This is a genomic window from Aquamicrobium sp. (assembly GCF_023954335.1).
Classification (GTDB): Bacteria; Pseudomonadota; Alphaproteobacteria; order Rhizobiales; family Rhizobiaceae; genus Aerobium.
Map to the genome: position 1 here is coordinate 523,185 of NZ_JAMLIE010000001.1, position 17,868 is coordinate 541,052.

Sequence of the window (17,868 nt, forward strand, 5' to 3'; positions counted from 1 at the left end):
AATCCATGGCCATTCCTCCCTACAAGTCGCCCGCGCGCAACGCCTACGACATCGTCATCGTCGGTGGCGCCGTCATCGGCTCGTCCACCGCCTACTGGCTGAGCCAGGCGGCGGGCGCGGGGCTCTCCATCCTCGTCGTCGAGCGCGACTCGAGCTACGAGTTCTCCTCGACCGCGCTGTCGACCAGCGCCATCCGCCAGCAATATTCCAACCCGATCAACGTGCTGATCAGCCAGTTCGGCGTCGAGTTCATCCGCGGCTTCCGCGAGCGGATGGCGCCGTTCTATCCCGACGAGCCGTCGCCCGATCTCGGCTTCAGGGAGCATGGCTACCTGTTCTGCATCCCGCCGGAAGGCGTCGAGGCGGCGCTGGCGCGCGTCGACATGCAGCGCAGCCTCGGCGCGCATACCGTCTTCCTGTCGCCCGGCGAGATCAAGGAGCGCTTTCCCTGGGTCAATGTCGACGATCTCGGCGGCGGCTCGTGGGGCGCTGAGGCGGAAGGCTGGTTCGACTCGATGGGGCTGCTCAACGGCTTCCGCCGCGCGGCGCGCGCCGGCGGCGTCCATTATATCGACAACGCCGTCACCGGGCTCGACGTCGAGGGCGGCAGGGTCGTCGCGGCGACGCTCTCCACCGGCGAGCGGATCGCCTGCGGCACGCTCGTCAACGCCGCCGGGCCGCGCGCGCGGCTGGTGGCGCGGATGGCCGGCCTCGACATCCCGGTCGAGCCGCGCAAGCGCTACAGCTTCGTCTTCGCCAGCGCGACGCCGATCCCCGGCCGGATGCCCAACGTCATCGACAAGACCGGCACCTTCGTCAGGCCGGAAGGCGAGCTGTTCCTCACCGGCAACACGCCGCTCGACGACGGCCCCGCCGACTACGACGACTTCAATATGTGCCACGAGGAGTTCGAGGAGCGCATCTGGCCGGCGCTGTGGCACAGGATCCCCGCCTTCGACTCGCTGCGGGTCATGCAGCGCTGGACCGGGCATTTCGAATACAACAGCCTCGACCACAACGGCATCGTCGGCTTCCACCCGCAAGTGCGCAACTTCATGTTCGCCAACGGCTTTTCCGGCCATGGCCTGCAGCAGTCGCCCGCCGCCGGCCGCGCCGTCAGCGAGCTGATCCTTTACGGCGCGTTCTGCACCCTCGACCTGTCGCCCTTCGGCTATGCGCGCATTGCCGCAAACGAGCCGTTCCTGGAAGAAGCCGTGATCTGAAATCCCTTCCCCGGCGGCGCGGCGCGCGCCGGGGAAGGGCGTCCCGGGAGGGTCAGGTCGGGAAGCCGTTGGCCAGCCAGCCGCCGTCGATGCGCAGATGGGTGCCGGTGGTCATCGAGGCGTCGTCGCTGATCAGGAAGCTGCACGCGCGCGCCACCTCGTCCGGCTCGGCCAGCCGGCCGAGCGGCGTGCGCCGGCGCACGGCCTCCAGCTTGTAGATGCCGCGGTCGATCAGGTCCTGCACCATCGGCGTGCGGGTGCCGGTCGGCACCACGCTGTTGACGCGGATGCCGAGCGGGCCCCACTCGACGGCGAGCGAATTGGTCAGCGCGATCACCGCGCCCTTGGAGGCGCAGTAGGCGGTGCGGGCGAGCGCACCCTGGAAGCCGTAGACCGACGAGATGTTGACGATCGAGCCACCCCCGGCCTTGGCCATGTGGGCGGCGACGGCCTTGCTGACGATCCACGTTCCCATCAAATTGACGTCGACCACCTTGCGGAAGGTGTCGATCGAGGCCTCGAGCGCCGGCTCGACGGCGACGACGCCGGCCGAATTGAGCAGCGCGTCGATGCCGCCGAAGCGGGCCGCCATGTCCTCGACCGCCTCGCGCACCGCCGCCTCGTCGGTCACGGAAAGGGTGCGCGCGACCACCTCGGTCGTTGCGCCGAGCTCGCGCGCCCGCTCGTCGAGCAGGTCGCCGGCGATGTCGATCAGGTAAAGGCGCGCGCCCTCCTCGGCGAGCCGCTGCGCCGTCGCGAAGCCGATGCCGTTGGCCGCGCCGGTGATCAGTATGCGTTTTCCATCATGCCTTGCCATGACCATCCTCCATCTCGTGCCGCAATCGGGTGTCTCTCAGCCAGCGGGCGCGCGCTGGTGCATCTTGGTGCCGCCGACCACCTGATGCGTCGGCACCACCTCGATCTGCGCCACGCAGACATGCGGCGGCGTCGACAGCACGTAGCGGATCGCCTCGGCGATGTCCTCGGGGCGCAGGCACTCGTAGGGGTCGTAGAGCAGCTCGTTGGCGCGGGCGTGGTCGCCGTCGAACATCTCGGCATGCATGCCGGTGCGGACGCGGCCGGGGCGGATCTCCGTCACCCGCACATCGGTGCCGAACAGCTCCATCCGCAGGTTGGAGCTCATGTTGTGGATCGCCGCCTTGGACGCCGAGTACATCGGCTGGCCGGCGGAAGGGTAGGGCCCGGCGAGTGAGCCGACATTGACGACATGGCCGCGATTGCGCGCCACCATGCCGGGCACGACCGCCGACAGGCAGTTGTGGACGCCGACCACGTTGACGTCGACGATGTGCCGGGCCGAGGCGTGCGGCACGCTGTAGAGCGTGCCGGTGACGCCGAGCACGCCGGCGGCGTTGACGAGGATGTCGATCTGGCGCTCCGAGAAGGCCTGTCTCAGCCCTTCCGCGTCGGTCACGTCCATGAAGACGGTCTCGACGTTCGCGGTGCCGTCGAGCAGGGCGAGCTTCTCGCGGTCGTTGGACAGCGCGACCGTGTGCACCCCGGTGCCGGCGAGCATCCGCACCAGCGCGGAGCCGATGCCGCCGCTTCCCCCCGTGACAAGCGCAGTCGTACCCTTTGCCAACATCGCAGCATCTCCGGACATGAGGACATGATGCTCAAAGTTATTTGTTATATCATATGAACGTCAAGCTGAATCTGCCACTTCGGTAGGGGCCGTTCCCATGGCGGGCCGGGCACGAAAAAGCCCGCCGGCGGCGGGCTCGATTCGCGGGTTGCGCCCGACCGAACGCCTAGGCGGGTTCCTGCGCCACGGCGGCGTGGAAGGCCTGCGAGGCGAACTCGATGTCGCGGGAGATCGCCTGCGCCAGCGCCTCGGCGTCGCCCTTCTCGATGTTGTGGATGATCGCGGCGTGGTTCATGACGCCGCGGTCGGTCTCCGCGAACTTCGGATAGATGATGTTGAGGTAGGACCCGGTCCGCAGCCAGCAGCTCTCGATCGTCTTGACGAGGAACGGCATGTTGGAGGCGTGGTAGATCTTGAAGTGGAACGCCCAGTTCATCTCGATCAGGAGCTTGAAATTCGAGTCCCGGTCCGCCTTGACCAGCCTCTCGTTCAGGCTCTTGATCTCGGCGACGTCCTTCTTCGTCAGGTTCGGCAGCGCCTCGCGCGCCGCCAGGCTTTCCAGCGACATACGGATCTTGGTCAGCTCGGTGATCGCCTCCCCGTCGAGCTTGGGGATGTAGATCGAGCCGTTGCCGCCGAGTTCGAGGATGCCCTCGGCGACGAGGTTGAACAGCGCCTCGCGCGCCGGCGTCAGGCTGACGCCGAGCGAGGCCGCCACCGCGCGCAGGGTCAGCTTCTCGCCGGGCTTGAACAGCCCGGCCATGATGGCGTGGCGCAGTTGCTCGCGCACCCGCACGCCGAGCGTCTCCGTCTTCACGACGGGCGAAAAAGTGGCAAGCGCTCCAGCCATCATCCGGCCCACGACATGGTTTGCGAATCAGGACCGCTACTATGGCCGATCCGGAGAGAATATGAAATTTGCATGAGATCCTTGGCCGATGCGGAAAGGCGTTGCGAAACCGGGTTGGGATTTATAACATATTACAAGCTGCCGCAACCTCGATGCCGGAGTGCACGCTCGTGAAAATCTGCTGGATTCATCCTACCACACGCGACGATGCGCTAGAACCGCTGTGGTCGAGGCTCGACGAGACGATACGCCCGATCCTGCGCAAGGACACGCAACTGGAGCAGCGCTTTCTCGCCCGGAGCGGAAACTTCGTCCGCTCGCTCTATGCCGAGCACCTGAACTCCGTCCACCTCGTCGACGCGGCGCTTCAGGCCGAGAAGGACGGGTTCGACGCCGTGTTCATCGGCTGCTGGAACGATCCGCTGATGGAGGCACGCGAGGTCCTCGCGATTCCCGTCGGCTCGGTCAGCGAGCAGACGATGCTCGCCGCCATGGCGATGGGCAGGCGCTTCGCGGTGGTGACGGTCTCGGAAAAGACCACAGTGGCCATCGAGAACGACATCCACGCCTACGGCTTCCGCGACAGGGCGATTGTCCGTCCCGTGCGCGCCATCGAGCCGCAATCCGACGGCAAGCTCCTGCTCGGCGCCGTCGACGATCCCCACAGGGAGTTCATCCCCCGCTTCGAGGCCGTGGCGCGCGACTGCATCCGCGACGGTGCCGACACGATCCTCGTCGGCTGCGGCTATTACGGGCCGCTGCTGCGCGCCGCCGGCTACACCGGGATTCCCGGCACCGGCGTCCCGGTGGTCGACGCCACCGCCGTCGGCCTCAAATATCTCGAGATGATGGCCGATCTGTCGCTGTCCATGGGGCTGGTGAAGAGCAGCCGCCTTCAGTTCCGCGCCCCGCCGGCCGAGGCCATCGCCCGCGCGCGCGCCAGTCTCGCCGGGGCCTGAGCGGCGCTTCCCGTCTCCCCTTGCCCGATGTCCCCCGGCCGCGCGCCATAGCCAGCGGCCGGGCCGGCGGCGGGCGTCCGCAGGGCTGGAACCGGCAGGCACGGACGGAAGTTCACCCTTGCTATCGTCAAATGTAATGTGATACTTGTTATAACATAAGAGCGCAGGATACCCGCCATGAAGAACTCTCCTTCCATCGACGAGCAGATCGAGATGTATCGGCGCATGATCGTCGTGCGTCGTCTCGAGGAAGGGCTGGGCGCGCTGCACAAGGAAGGCAAGACGAGGGGGCCGATCCACCGCTGCGACGGCCAGGAGGCCGTGGGCGTCGCCGCCACCGCGATGCTGCGCGAGACCGATCTGGTGACGAGCACGCATCGCGGCCACGCCCACTATATCGGCAAGGGCCTCGACGTTTACCCGGTGATCGCCGAGATCTTCGGCCGCGACACCGGCTATTGCGGCGGCCGGGCCGGCCACATGCTGATCGCCGATGCTTCCAAGGGCATGATCGGCGGCAACGCCATCGTCGGCGCCGGCATCCCCGCCGCCACCGGCATGGCGCTGTCCAACCAGATCCTCGGCAACGACAACGTCGCCATGTGCATCTTCGGCGACGGCGCGTCGCAGACCGGCATCTGCCACGAGGCGATGAACATGGCCGGGCTGTGGAAGCTGCCCGTCGTCTTCGTGCTCGAACACAACAAATTCGGCCTGACCGTTCCCACCGCCGTCCAGTCGCCGGTCGACGACATCAGCATCCGCGCCGCCGGCTACGGCATGCCCTCCGTCATCGTCGACGGCAACGACCCGGTCGCGGTCTACCGCGCCGTCGCTGGCATGGTCGAGCGCGCGCGCCGCGGCGAGGGGCCCGGCATGGTCGAGGCCAAGACCTATCGCTGGGAAGGCTTCTCCACCTCCGACATGGGCGGCTACCAGACGCCGGAGGAGATCGCCGCATGGAAGGAGCGCGACCCGATCCGCATCGCATTCGCGGCGCTGAAGGGCGAGGTCGGCGAGGCGCGCCTCACCCGGATCGACGAGGAGGCGAGCGAGGAGGTGCGCGCCGCCTTCGAGCGGGCGCTTTCCGATCCCTTCCCCGCCTACGACTACCATTCGGCCAGCGCGGCCTATTCCGAGGTGAACTGACATGTCGTTGATGCGCTATGCCGAAGCCCTGAACGCCGCGCTGCGCGAGGAGATGCAGCGCGATCCGAGCGTCTTCATCTTCGGCGAGGACATCGGCCGCTACGGCGGCGTGTTCAAGGTGACGCGCGGGCTGATGGAGGAGTTCGGCGAAAGCCGGGTCCGCGACACGCCGATCTCCGAGCAGGCGCTGACCGCGATGGCGGTCACGGCCGCCATGTCGGGCACCCGGCCGATCCTTGAGATCATGTATGCCGACTTCATCCCGCTGACGCTCGACGCGCTGGTCAACCAGGCCTCGATCTACGACTATATCTGGAAGGGCCAGGTGGCGATGCCCTTCGTGCTGCGCACCCAGGGCGGCGGCGGCGCCGGGGCCGGCGCGCAGCACTCCAAGGCGCTCGACGCCATGCTCGCCCACATTCCCGGCATCAAGGTGGTCGCGCCGGCGACGCCGGCCGACGCCAAGGGCATGCTGAAATCGGCGATCCGCGACCAGCAGCCCGTCGTCTTCCTCGAGCACAAGCTGCTCTACAACATGCGCGCCGAGGTGCCCGACGACGCGGATTTTCTCGTGCCGCTCGGCAAGGCCGCGACCGTGCGCGAGGGCGAGCACGTCTCGATCTTCGCCACCTCGCGCATGGTGCATGAGAGCCTCAAGGCCGCCGAGGCGCTGGAGAAGGACGGCATCTCGGCCGAAGTCGTCGACCTGCGCTCGCTGCGCCCGCTCGATGTCGGGACGATCAGGGCGTCGGTGGCGAAGACCAACCACGCCGTCGCCGTCAACGAGGGCTGGCGCTTCTGCGGCTACGCCTCGGAACTGTCGGCGACGATCATGGAGCTGTGCTTCGACGATCTCGACGCCCCGGTGGCGCGCGTCACGCTTCCCGACATGGCGATCCCCTACAGCGAGCCGCTGGAGATGGCAGTGCTGCCGAACGCCGACAAGATCCGCGACGCGGTCCTGAAGACCGTCGCGTAACGGGATGACCGCCATGCTGCACCCCATCACGATCGAGGCCGCCGGCGGCGAATACATGGATTCGGTCGTTATCGTCGAATGGACCGTGAAGCCGGGCGAGAAGGTCACGACCGGCGACACGGTCGTCGTCGTCGAGACCGCCAAGGCGGCGACCGAGGTGCCGGCCCCGCATGACGGCTATCTGGTCGAGACCTTCTTCGCGCCGGGCGAGGAAGCGCCGGTCGGCGCGCTGCTCGGCAATATCGGCGAAACCCCCGAAGCGGCCGGCTCCGGCGACAGCGGCGGCGCGCCGGCGCGGCCAGTGGCTGCACCGTCGGAAACCGTTTCCGCGCTCGCCCCCGCCTCCACCTCGAGCGCTGCGCCTTCGCCCCACGGCCGCACGGTGGCGACGCCGCTTGCCCGACGCATCGCCCGTGCCGGCGGCATCGATCTGCGCACCGTCAAGGGCAGCGGGCCGGGCGGCCGCATCAAGCGGCGCGACGTCGAGGCCGCCGCCAGGGCGCGTCCGTCTGTCGACGCATCGCCTGCCGTCGGCGCGCGGCCGACCGCCGCCGCGACGGTCGTCTTTCTCCACGGCTTCGGCGCCGACCGCGCCGCCTGGCGTCTGGTCGCGCCATTGCTCGATCCGGGCGTGCGCGTCGTCATGCCCGAGCTTCCCGGCCACGGAAGCGCCCCGGCGCTGGAGGTCTCGCGCATCGACGACATCGCGCGGGCGATCGACGACGAGCTCGCGGCGCAAGGCGTCGAGGAAGCCCATCTCGTCGGCCATTCGCTCGGCGGCGCGGCCGCTCTGGCGCTGTCGCAGATCGGGCGGCTGCGCATCCGCTCCCTGTGCCTGATCGCGCCCGGCGGCCTCGGGCCGGAGATCAATTCCGCCTTCCTGAACGGCTTCACGCAGGCGACCCGCGAGGACAGCCTGCGCCCCTGGCTGGAGAAGATGGTCGCCGATCCGGCGATGCTGCCGGACGGCTTCGCCGGAACCCTGCTGCGCCAGCGCGAACGGAGCGGCACGCAGGCGGCGCAGGCGAGGCTTCTGGAGGCGCTGTTCCCCGACGGCACGCAGGGCATGCGGCTCGGCGCGGCGCTCGACGCCGTCCGCGTTCCGGCGAAGGTCCTGTGGGGAATGAAGGATGCGGTCATTCCCTGCTCGCATGCCTCGGCGGTTCCGGGCACTGTGGCGCTTCACCTGTTGCGCGACGTCGGGCATGTGCCGCCGCTGGAATGCCCGGAGATCGTCGCGAGGCTGATCGGCGAGCTTATCCGCAGCAACCCGTAAGCGGTGCCGCTGTCGGGCGCAGTTCAAGGAAGGGGAGGTCGTCCTCCGCGGATTTCGGCCCTTTGAAGCCGAGGCAACCGTGGTCTTCACATTTCTTCATTCTGGCTCTTGCCATTTGTTATAACAAAGATCAGGATGCCCTATCCTGCGGAGAAAGACGTGACCGGTTCCCGACCTGAAAGCGTACTGATCACCGGCGGCGCGAGCGGCATCGGCCTCGCCTGTGCCGGGGCGTTCGCGGCGGAGGGCTATTCGGTCGGGCTGTTCGATCTCGACCGGGAGAAGGCCGAAGCCGCCGCGGCCGGGCTCGGCATCGGCGACAGGGCCACCGCGTTCTGCGGCTCCGTCACCGAGGAGGGCGACCTCGCCGCCGCCGTCGCGGCGATGGAGGACCGCTTCGGCGGCGTCGACTGCGTCGTCACCTCGGCCGGCATCGTCAAGGTCGAGCCCGCCTTCGAGGTCGCGCCCGAGACCTTCCGCAACACGCTTGAGGTCAACGTGCTCGGCACCTGGCTCGCCGCGCAGGCCGCCGCGCGCTCCATGGCGAAGACCGGCGGCGGCTCGATCGTCATGCTCGGCTCCGTCTACGGCGCCGGCGGCGCGCCGCATCGCGCCGCCTATTGCGCCTCTAAGGGCGCGGTGCACATGCTGGTCGAAAGCCTCGCCGTCGAATGGGGCGGCCTCGGTATCCGGGTCAACGCGGTCGCGCCGACCGGCGTGCGCACGCCGATGATCGACAGGCTGGTCGCCGAGGGCCTCTACGATATGAAGGGCGTGCACGGCCGCACGCCGCTCGGCCGCCTCGCCGAGCCGGAGGAGGTGGCCGACGCCTGCCTCTTCCTCGCCGGCCGCCGTGCCGCGATGGTGACGGGCCATGTGCTGCGGGTCGACGGCGGTTGGCTCGCCAACGGCTACATCCTGAACTGACGGGCTCCCTGATGGACAAGACACTCATCTTCAAGGTCGATGGCGTCGAGCACGAGATCGAGCTCGACGGCACCCACGCGCCGAAGACGCTGGCCAGGGTGCTGGCCAACACGCCGGCTACCATCGACATCCACTGCGCCAAGATCGCCGGCAGCCATATCATGTGGCCGGTGCCCTTCGTCGAGCGGGCGGAGAGCGCGGCCGACGTGCTGGATATGCAGCCCGGCTCGTTCTTCTTCTGGCCGGAGCGGCAGTATCTCGAAATCACCTACGACGCGCTCCAGGCCGAGACCGCGGCGGTCAGCTATCTCGGGCGGCTGAAGCACGGTGCCGAATGGCTGCGCGCCTACGCCGACCGCCAGCGCCGCGAGCAGGGCCGCGCGGTCTTCACCGCCGAGCTTTACCTGCGCGGCGCGGCCCCTGCCCCAACTCCCGAGAATGGCGGCAGCGACGGGCTGCGGCGCATCCGCGACGCGCGCCTCGCCGCATGGGAGCGTGCGCCGGACGATGTCGGGGCGCTGCTCGCACGGCGCGGCCTCAACATCCCCTACGGCCCGCTGTCGATGGCCGAGGGCGAATTGCGCAAGCTGCACGAGCTTCTGTGGCGGCTGTGGAACCAGGAGGGCCGGCGCGGCGACGCCGAGAAGGCGACCATCGCCGCCTTCGTCCTCGAGGCGGCGATCACCCGCGTCGGCGGCTTCTGCCACATGCTCGACACCGCCGGCGTGTTCCAGTCTGGCATCGAATGCCTGAAGGCCGGGGCGGACGCGGTCGACGAGGTCCTCGTCGAGCTCATCCTCTTCTCCGGCCGCATGGCCGCCTGGCTCGACCTCCACATCTGCTGGTGGCCGATCAACGAATTGACGCTCGACGCGCTCAAGACCCGAAACGGTTCCTGAAAGGTACGACCATGGACAAGAAGCGGCTCAACCTCTCCTCCGGCTCGAAGTTCGAGGAAGCCTTCGGCTACTCGCGCGCGGTCAAGGCCGGCGACATGCTCTTCATCTCCGGCACCATCGGCATGAACTATGCGACGAGCCAGATCTCCGACGATCCCGTCGAGCAGCTGCACCAGATCATCCGCAACATGGAGCCGTCGCTGGCCAAGGCCGGATCGTCGCTGAGGGACGTCGTGCAGATCACCGTCTACGTCACCGCGCCGGAGGTCTTCCAGACCATCGGGCCGGAGCTCGGCAAGATCTTCGGCGATATCCGCCCGACCAACGCCGCGCTCGTCGTCGCCTTCCCCGTCCCCGACGTGAAGGTCGAGATCTCCGCCACCGCCGTCATCGGCTGCGGCTCGTAAGGAAAGGAACGCAGGGATGACGCAGGCTAAGGTCCGCCACGGCGACGTCGAGTTCGTCCTCGTGCCGCTGGAAAGCTGCCTCGATCTGGCGCTGTCGCTCAAGGATGCCGGCAAGAAGTGGCATTCGCACGTCCTGTCGCCGGGGTGCCACCACAACCCCTATGCCGAGGAATACGCCATCGTCATCGAGGACGATTCCGAGGGCATCCCCTATATCGCCCGCTCCGACGGCTTCCCGGAGGTCGACAAGCAGCTCGTCAAAATGCTGCATGGCGACGACATCCTCGATCCCGCCAAGGCGACCGGAACCGGCGCGGGCGTCGCCGAATCGGCGATGCTCAAGCGGCTGGTCGAGGTGAACCGGCAAAGCACCAACTGGCACCACCACATGAACTTCCCCGAATGCGCCTTCAATCCGCACAAGGGAAAGTGGGCCATCACCATCGAAAGCGAGGCCGGCACGTTCTCCGAGGCCTATGACGAGGAGCCCGTCGACGTGCTGCGCGAGGTCGAGGTGATCTATTTCGCCAATCTGGAAAAGAAGCAGAAGAAGGCCTGAGGGCCTTCTTCCCGTTCAGGCCTTCATCGCTCCCTCTTCCTGAGAGACCCGCAGAAATGACCGCGCTCGACCGCATCGAACCCACGCTCGCCGATGTCATCTGGACGCGCACGTCCAGCGAGGCCCGCACGGCCTACCCGCCGCTGGACGCGGACAGGGAGGTCGACCTCATCGTCGTCGGCGCGGGCTTCGCCGGCCTGTCGGTTGCGCTCCACGCCGCGCGCGCCGGCCTCTCGGTCGCGGTCCTCGAAGCGGGCACGGTCGGCAACGGCGCGTCGGGCCGCAATGGCGGCTACGCGGTGCCGCACTTCCCCGGCGCGCTGCGCCCGAGCCAGGTCGAGGCGCGGCTGGGCCGGAAGAAGGGCGAGGCGCTGGTCTCGCTGGTCTCTGCCGGGCCGGACCTGATGTTCGAGCAGATCAGGCAGTACCAGATCCGCTGCGATCCCGAGCAGAACGGCTGGGCGCAGCCGGCCCATTCGCAGAAGGCGCTCGCCAGTACGCGGGCGATCTTCGAGGAGTGGAAGGCGCTCGGCGCGCCGGTCGAATGGCTCGACCGCGACGGCATGACCGCCGCGCTCGGCGCGGCCGGCTATCTCGGCGGCTGGTGGCGCAAGTCCGGCGGCACCGTCAACCCGTTCGCCCTCGCCATGGGGCTCGCCCGCGCTGCCGTCGCCGAGGGTGCGACGATCCACGAGCGCAGCCCGGTGTCGAAGGTGTTCCGCGAGAACGGACGCGCGGTCGCGCTGGCCGGCGGCCGCCGGGTGAGCGGGCGCAAGGCGATCATCGCCACCAACGGCTACACCGACCCCCTGATGCCGGGCCTGCAGCGCAGCGGCATCTCGGTGCGGCTGTTCCATTGCGTCACCGAGCCGCTCTCGCCGGATTTGCAGAAGGAGATCGCGCCGACGCGCATCTGCTTCACCGATTTGCGCAAGTCCGGCGGCTTCAGCCGCTACGACCGCGACGGGCGCATCATATCGGGCGGGGCGGTGTTCTCGCTCGGAAACCCGAAGGACTACGGCCTCGCCCATGCGCGGCGGCGCGTGGTCGAGCTGTTCCCGCAGTTGAAGGGGCGGGAGCCACGCTTCGAGGCCTATTGGGAAGGCTATTGCTCGATCACCGAGAGCGCGCTGCCCAACCTTCAGGTGCTGGACGAGAACATCTACTCCCTGCTCGGCTTCTCGACCCGCGGCGTCGCGCTGACCCAGAACATCGGCCGCATCGTCGGCGAGTTCCTGGCGGAGAAGTCGACCCTCGACGACGTGCCGCTGGAGGTGGTCGAGGGCGTCCGCTCGATCTCCATGCACGGGGTGAAGACGCTCGTCGGCCGCAACATCTTCCCGGTCTACCGGGCGATGGACCGCTACGGCTTCACCTGAGGCTCCGCCCGCGCTTCTTCAAAAACCGGACAACGAGGGGGTTCGGCCCCGGCGATTTTCCCTGTAGGCTCCGGCTTCCGGCTCAGAGCCGGCGCTTTCGGGGAGGATCACCATGAACGTTGCCGAATGGCTCTACGCCCGCGCCCTCATAGCCCCGGATTCGCCGGCGCTGATGACCGGCGAGGCGGTCGACGCCGACTATGCCGCCTTCGCCGCCCGCGCCGGTTCGCTGGCCGCGGCGCTGAGCGGGCGCTACGGGATCGGCTCCGGTGACCGGGTCGCGATCTTCATGCGTAACCGCAGCGACTATCTCGAGGCGCTGTTCGGCGTGCTGTGGCTGGGTGCGACCGTGGTGCCGATCAACGCCAAGCTGGCGCCGAAGGAAGCGCAGTTCATCGTCGCCGACTCGCAGGCGCGGCTCGTCCTCGTCTCGGACGACGTCGGCGCGCCGCTGGCGGCGGCATATCCCTCGATCCCGATGCTCTCGGCCGACGATCCCGCCTGGGCTGCCATGCGGGCCGGCGCGTCGATGCCGCGGCCGGCGCCGCGCGAGGGCGGCGACGTCGCCTGGCTGTTCTACACCTCCGGCACCACCGGCCGGCCGAAGGGCGTGATGCTGACCCACGCCAACATCGTCGCCGCCTCGCTGTGCTACACCGCCGACGTCGACACGCCGGGACCGGGCGACGCGGCGCTCTACGCCGCGCCGATCTCGCACGGTGCCGGCCTCTACAGCTTCATCAACGTGCGCGCCGGCGCGCGCCATGTCGTGCCGGAATCGGGCGGGTTCGATGCCGACGAGATCCTCGACCTGGCGCGGTCGCTGCGCGACGTCACGTTCTTCGCCGCGCCGACCATGGTGCGCCGGCTGGTCGAGTGCGCCCGCCGGCGCGGCGAGGACGGCGACGGCATCCGCACCGTCATCTATGGCGGCGGGCCGATGTATCTCGCCGACATCGAGGAGGCCGTGCGGGTGATGGGACCGCGCTTCGTCCAGATCTACGGGCAGGGCGAGAGCCCGATGACGATCACCGCGCTGAGCCGCGCCCTGATCGCCGACCGCGGCCATCCGCGCTGGCGCGAGCGCCTCGCCTCGGTCGGGACGGCGCAGGGCTGCGTCGAGATCCGCCTCGTCGGGCCGGACGACGCGCCGGTCGCCACCGGCGAGGTCGGCGAGATCGCCGTGCGCGGCCCGCAGGTGATGGCCGGCTACTGGCGCAATCCCGAGGCCAGCGCCGAGACGCTGCGCGGCGGCTGGCTGCACACCGGCGATCTCGGCCGCCTCGACGCCGACGGCTTCCTGACGCTGACCGACCGCTCCAAGGACGTCATCATCTCCGGCGGCTCCAACATCTACCCGCGCGAGGTGGAGGAGGCGCTGCTGCTGCATGGCGAGGTGCGCGAAGTGTCGGTCGTCGGCATGCCGGACCCCGAATGGGGCGAGGAGGTCGTCGCCTTCGTCGTGCCGAAGACCGGCGCGGCCATCGACACCGCCGCGCTCGACCGGGTCTGCCTCGACAACATCGCCCGCTTCAAGCGCCCCAAGCGCTACGTCTTCATGGGCGAGCTGCCCAAGAACAATTACGGCAAGGTGCTCAAGACCGAGCTGCGCAAGCTCGAGCTTTAAGGCGCGGCTCAGGCGGGCTTCGCGCTCGCGCCGCGCCCGGGGCGGGTGCGCAGCAGGATCATCGCCATGATGCCGATGTTGAGCATGTTCCAGGCGATGCCGTTCCAGAAGGCTGCGGCGTAGGACCCGGTCATGTCGTAGATCCAGCCCGACATCCAGCCGCCGACGGCCATGCCGACGATGGTGGCCATCATGACCAGGCCGACGCGCTGGCCGGCCTCGCGCGCCGGCAGGTATTCGCGCACGATGATGGCGTAGCTCGGCACGATGCCGCCCTGCGCCAGCCCGAAGACGAAGGAGACGACGTAGAGCGAGGCCAGCCCGTCGAAGGGGATGTAGGCGAAGAGCGCGGCGCATTGCGCCACCGATCCGATCAGCAGCGTCCGGACGCCGCCGATATAGTCGGCGATGAAGCCCGAGGCGAGCCGGCAGACGACGCCCCCGACCAGCATCAGCGACAGCATCTCCGAGCCGCGCGCCACGCCGTAGCCGAGGTCGACGCAATAAGCGACGATGTGCACCTGCGGCATCGACATGGCCATGCAGCAGCCGATGCCGGCGACGGCGAGCAGGATTTGCAGCGCGCGGGGCGTGAGGTCTATCGCGTGGGTTCGCGGCGTGGCGGCCGGGGTCCCGGCGGCCGAAGGCGCCAGATGCGGCGCGGGCCGGCGCAGAAGGAACGCCAGCGGCACCATGGTGAGGAGGCAGAAGACGCCGATGGCGGCATAGGTGAAGCGCCAGCCCTCGTCGTGCAGGGTGATCTGCATAAGGAGCGGCCAGATCGCCCCGGCGAAATAGTTGCCGCTCGCCGCCGCCGCGACGGCGACGCCACGCCGCTTCACGAACCAGTGCGACAGGTCGGCGATCAGCGGGCCGAAAGTCGCCGACGCGCCGAAGCCGATCAGTCCCTGCAACAGGGCGAGGACCCAGATCGACGACACCATCGCGCCGAGCACGTAGCCGACGAACAGCGCCGCCGCCGCCATGACCAGCGGCAGGAAGATGCTGCCGGCCCGGTCGACGATCCGCCCGAGCCAGACATTGCCGACGGCGAAGCCCACCATCGTCATCGTATAGGGCAGCGAGGCGTCGGCGCGGTCGACGCCGAACTCGTTCTGCACCATCGGCAGGACGACGACGACCGACCACATGCCGACGCTGCCGATGGTGGCGATCAGCACCGAGACGACGAGCCGCGTCCAGGCATAGCGTCCGTCGATGTCGGCAGGGGCGGTCGTTTTCATGGGGCGGTCTCCGTCGCCCCGCACCATTGCCGGCAGACTTGGGCGAGACACAGCGCCACGGACGCCTATCGACCGTTCCAGCAAATCGGGCCACGGTGGAAAACCGGCCTATTGAAATCGATTTCATTGTGTGGTTCCATCCGTGACATCAACCTTGGGAGGAAGCCTCGTGAAGAAGATCGCAGCTCTTGCATTGTCCACGGTCGCGGCAATCGCCGTCACCGCCTTCTCCGCAAGCGCGGAGGATTTCAAGATCGGCCTGTCCAACGGCTGGGTCGGGTCCGAATGGCGCACCCAGATGATCGAGGAAGCCGAGGCCGCCGCGGCCGCCTGGAAGGACAAGGGCGTCAATGTCGAGGTCGTGGTGCAGAGCGCCAATGTCGACGTGCCCGGCCAGATCGCCCATGTCCGCAACTTCATCAATGAGGGCGTCAACGCCATCATCATCAACCCCAACAGCCCGACCGCGTTCGATCCGGTCTTCGCCCAGGCCAAGGAAGCCGGCATCCTCGTCATCTCGACCGATGCCGAAGTCTCCTCGCCCGACGCGATCTATGTCGGCATCGACCAGAAGGCATGGGGCGCGGCCGGCGCCGAGTGGCTGGCCAGGACGCTCGACGGCAAGGGCAACGTCGTCGCCATCAACGGCGTCGCCGGCCACCCGGCCAACGAGATGCGCGTCGCCGGCTACCGCGAGGTGTTCGCCAAGCATCCCGACATCAAGATCGTCAACGAGGTGAACGCGAACTGGGATCAGGCGCAGGGCCAGCAGGCGATGCAGAACCTGCTCGCCACCTATCCCGACATCAAGGGCGTGTGGGTGCAGGACGGCATGGCCGCCGGCGCGTGGAAGTCGATCATGGACGCCGGCAAGACCGGCGACATCGCCGCCACCGGCGAGATCCGCAAGGACTTCATCGACCTGTGGGTGGCCGACAAGCTGAACTCCGGCGCGTCGGTCAACCCTCCCGGCGTCATGGCCTCGGCGCTCAACGTCGCGGTGCTGATGCTCCAGGGCAAGGAGCTGAAGGAGCCGGCCACCGCCGGCCAGTACGGCAACGCCATGTACCTGCCGATCCCGTTCATCGACTCGACCAATCTCGACGAGGCGGTGAAGCAGGTCGAGGGCAAGCCCGGCCACTACTCCTTCACCAGCCAGCTCTCGATCGAGGACGCCGAGGCGCTGTTCAAATAGGGCTCCTCCCGGCCGGAAGCGCGAGGCCGAGCCTTGCGCTTCCGCAGCTGCGCGGGGACAATGCGCCCGCGCCAAGGGAACTCGCAATCATGTCGAAACTGATCCTGCGCGGCGTGAGCAAGGCTTACGGCGCAACGATGGCCTTGAGCCACGGCGACCTCACGCTCGAGGCCGGCGAGGTGCACGTGCTGATCGGCTCGAACGGCTCGGGCAAGTCGACTCTGTGCAAGATCGCCGCCGGCAGCGTGCGCCCCGACGCCGGCGAGATGCTGATCGACGGCGAGCCGGTCGCGGTCTCCGGGCCGCAGGCCGCGCGCGACCACGGCATCGGCATCTTCTATCAGGAGCTCTCGCTCGCCGCCCGGCGCACGGTGGAAGAGAACATCCTCATCAACGACCTGCCGCTGAAGGCGGGCCTGTTCGTCGACAGGAAGGCGCTCACCGAGCGCGCCGCGCGCTACATCGCCCTGTTCGACGGCGTCGCCGGCGAAGGCTTTGCCGCCGATGCGCCGGTAGAGACGCTGCGCGCCGACCAGCGCCAGCTCGTCGAGATCATGAAGGCGCTGGCGTCGGAAGCCCCGATCCTGATCTTCGACGAGCCGACCTCAGCGCTCGACCGCGCCCAGGTCGACCGCTTCTTCGAGATATTGCGCCGGCTGAAGGGTGAAGGCCGCGCCATGGTCTTCATCTCCCATCGCATGGACGAGATCTTCGCCATTGGCGACCGGGTGACGGTGATCCGCGACGGCAGGACCGTGGCGACGATGGCCACCGCCGACACCGACCCCGCCGCCGTGATCCGCCTGATGGTCGGCGAGCAGGAGGAGCTGGCCGCGGTCGCCGTCCCGGCGGAGGCGCAAGCCGACGGCGAGACGGCGCTTTCAGTCTCCGGCCTCTCCGGGCCGGGCTTCGCCGATGTCGGCTTCGAACTGAAGCGCGGCGAGATCCTCGGCTTCGGCGGGCTGCACGGCCAGGGCCAGTCGGCGGTGCTGCGCGCCCTGTTCGGGGCGCTGCCGATCCATGCCGGCACGGTCGCGCTTCGAGGGCGCCCGGTGCGCGCGGCCGGCCCGGCCGAGGCCATCGAGCAGGGCTTCGCCTATGTCTCCGGCGACCGGCGGCGCGACGGCGTCGTCACCGGCCGGCCGATCCTCGAGAACGTCGTGCCGATCCATTATCTGCGCCAGCGGCTGAAGCTCGCCCGGCCAGCCCGGCTGCGCGAGGTGGCGACGCCGGCCGTCGCGGCGATGAAGACCCGCTTCGCCGGCTTCTCGCACCCGGTCGATTCGCTTTCCGGCGGCAACCAGCAGAAGGTGGTGATCGCGCGCTGGCTGATCGACCGGCCTGAAATCCTGCTGCTCGACGACCCGACCAAGGGCATCGACCTCTCGGCCAAGGCGGACCTCTTCGCGCTGATCCGCAAGCTGGCGGCCGAGGGCATGGCGATCATCCTCTATTCGTCGGAGGACGCCGAGCTCCTCGCCAATGCCGACCGCATCCTCGTCTTCAATGGCGGGCGCACCGTGCGCGAGCTGACGGGGGGCGAGCGCACCCGCTACAACCTCTATCAAGCCGCCTACGAGGCCGCGTGA

The 17,868-nt window shown here is 68.5% G+C and carries 17 protein-coding genes; 13 read left to right on the top strand and 4 right to left on the bottom strand.

The genetic code is table 11. The features are described from left to right. Positions 1-5 precede the first annotated feature (5 nt). Positions 6-1,223: an NAD(P)/FAD-dependent oxidoreductase gene (locus tag M9945_RS02610; protein ID WP_367943279.1), complete on the top strand. Its 1,218-nt coding sequence runs from the start codon at positions 6-8 to the stop codon at positions 1,221-1,223. Between the two features lie 52 nt (positions 1,224-1,275). On the opposite strand, the gene M9945_RS02615 is transcribed toward M9945_RS02610, so the two are convergent. The 3 genes from M9945_RS02615 to M9945_RS02625 form a co-directional block, all read right to left on the bottom strand. Beyond that, entirely contained in the window at positions 1,276-2,040 is a 765-nt protein-coding gene (locus tag M9945_RS02615) for an SDR family NAD(P)-dependent oxidoreductase (RefSeq protein WP_367943280.1), read from the bottom strand. 36 nt (positions 2,041-2,076) lie between these two features. Next, a complete protein-coding gene (locus M9945_RS02620; protein WP_367943281.1) occupies positions 2,077-2,829 on the bottom strand; it encodes an SDR family oxidoreductase in 753 nt (250 codons plus the stop codon). Between the two features lie 166 nt (positions 2,830-2,995). Continuing rightward, a complete protein-coding gene (locus tag M9945_RS02625; RefSeq protein ID WP_367943282.1) occupies positions 2,996-3,679 on the bottom strand; it encodes a GntR family transcriptional regulator in 684 nt (227 codons plus the stop codon). Between the two features lie 170 nt (positions 3,680-3,849). Between M9945_RS02625 and M9945_RS02630 the strand changes: the two genes are divergently transcribed. From M9945_RS02630 to M9945_RS02675, 10 genes are all read left to right on the top strand, one after another. Then, a complete protein-coding gene (locus tag M9945_RS02630; protein ID WP_367943283.1) occupies positions 3,850-4,638 on the top strand; it encodes an aspartate/glutamate racemase family protein in 789 nt (262 codons plus the stop codon). Between the two features lie 177 nt (positions 4,639-4,815). Next, positions 4,816-5,787 (top strand): thiamine pyrophosphate-dependent dehydrogenase E1 component subunit alpha, encoded by a 972-nt coding sequence (locus M9945_RS02635; protein WP_367943284.1) that lies wholly within the window; start codon positions 4,816-4,818, stop codon positions 5,785-5,787. Between the two features lies 1 nt (position 5,788). Further along, positions 5,789-6,766, top strand: coding sequence for an alpha-ketoacid dehydrogenase subunit beta (locus tag M9945_RS02640; RefSeq protein WP_367943285.1), 978 nt, complete (start codon positions 5,789-5,791; stop codon positions 6,764-6,766). Positions 6,767-6,779: 13 nt separating this feature from the next. Further along, entirely contained in the window at positions 6,780-8,042 is a 1,263-nt protein-coding gene (locus M9945_RS02645) for an acetoin dehydrogenase dihydrolipoyllysine-residue acetyltransferase subunit (protein WP_367943286.1), read from the top strand. A 159-nt stretch (positions 8,043-8,201) separates the two neighbouring features. Beyond that, positions 8,202-8,969, top strand: coding sequence for an SDR family NAD(P)-dependent oxidoreductase (locus tag M9945_RS02650; RefSeq protein WP_367943287.1), 768 nt, complete (start codon positions 8,202-8,204; stop codon positions 8,967-8,969). 11 nt (positions 8,970-8,980) lie between these two features. Beyond that, complete coding sequence (locus M9945_RS02655) at positions 8,981-9,868, top strand: hypothetical protein (RefSeq protein WP_367943288.1); 888 nt, start codon at positions 8,981-8,983, stop codon at positions 9,866-9,868. Positions 9,869-9,879: 11 nt separating this feature from the next. After that, positions 9,880-10,275, top strand: coding sequence for a RidA family protein (locus M9945_RS02660; protein ID WP_367928851.1), 396 nt, complete (start codon positions 9,880-9,882; stop codon positions 10,273-10,275). 16 nt (positions 10,276-10,291) lie between these two features. Continuing rightward, positions 10,292-10,834 carry a hypothetical protein gene (locus tag M9945_RS02665; protein ID WP_367943289.1) on the top strand — a complete coding sequence of 181 codons (543 nt, stop codon included), beginning with the start codon at positions 10,292-10,294 and terminating at the stop codon, positions 10,832-10,834. Positions 10,835-10,890: 56 nt separating this feature from the next. Further along, positions 10,891-12,213 carry an NAD(P)/FAD-dependent oxidoreductase gene (locus M9945_RS02670; RefSeq protein ID WP_367943290.1) on the top strand — a complete coding sequence of 441 codons (1,323 nt, stop codon included), beginning with the start codon at positions 10,891-10,893 and terminating at the stop codon, positions 12,211-12,213. A gap of 112 nt (positions 12,214-12,325) precedes the next feature. Next, positions 12,326-13,840, top strand: coding sequence for a class I adenylate-forming enzyme family protein (locus M9945_RS02675; RefSeq protein ID WP_367943291.1), 1,515 nt, complete (start codon positions 12,326-12,328; stop codon positions 13,838-13,840). Between the two features lie 8 nt (positions 13,841-13,848). On the opposite strand, the gene M9945_RS02680 is transcribed toward M9945_RS02675, so the two are convergent. After that, positions 13,849-15,084 (bottom strand): MFS transporter, encoded by a 1,236-nt coding sequence (locus M9945_RS02680; RefSeq protein ID WP_367943292.1) that lies wholly within the window; start codon positions 15,082-15,084, stop codon positions 13,849-13,851. Between the two features lie 169 nt (positions 15,085-15,253). Between M9945_RS02680 and M9945_RS02685 the strand changes: the two genes are divergently transcribed. Further along, on the top strand, positions 15,254-16,279 hold the full coding sequence (locus tag M9945_RS02685) for an ABC transporter substrate-binding protein (RefSeq protein WP_367943293.1): 1,026 nt from the start codon (positions 15,254-15,256) through the stop codon (positions 16,277-16,279). A gap of 89 nt (positions 16,280-16,368) precedes the next feature. Then, positions 16,369-17,868 (top strand): sugar ABC transporter ATP-binding protein, encoded by a 1,500-nt coding sequence (locus M9945_RS02690; protein WP_367943294.1) that lies wholly within the window; start codon positions 16,369-16,371, stop codon positions 17,866-17,868.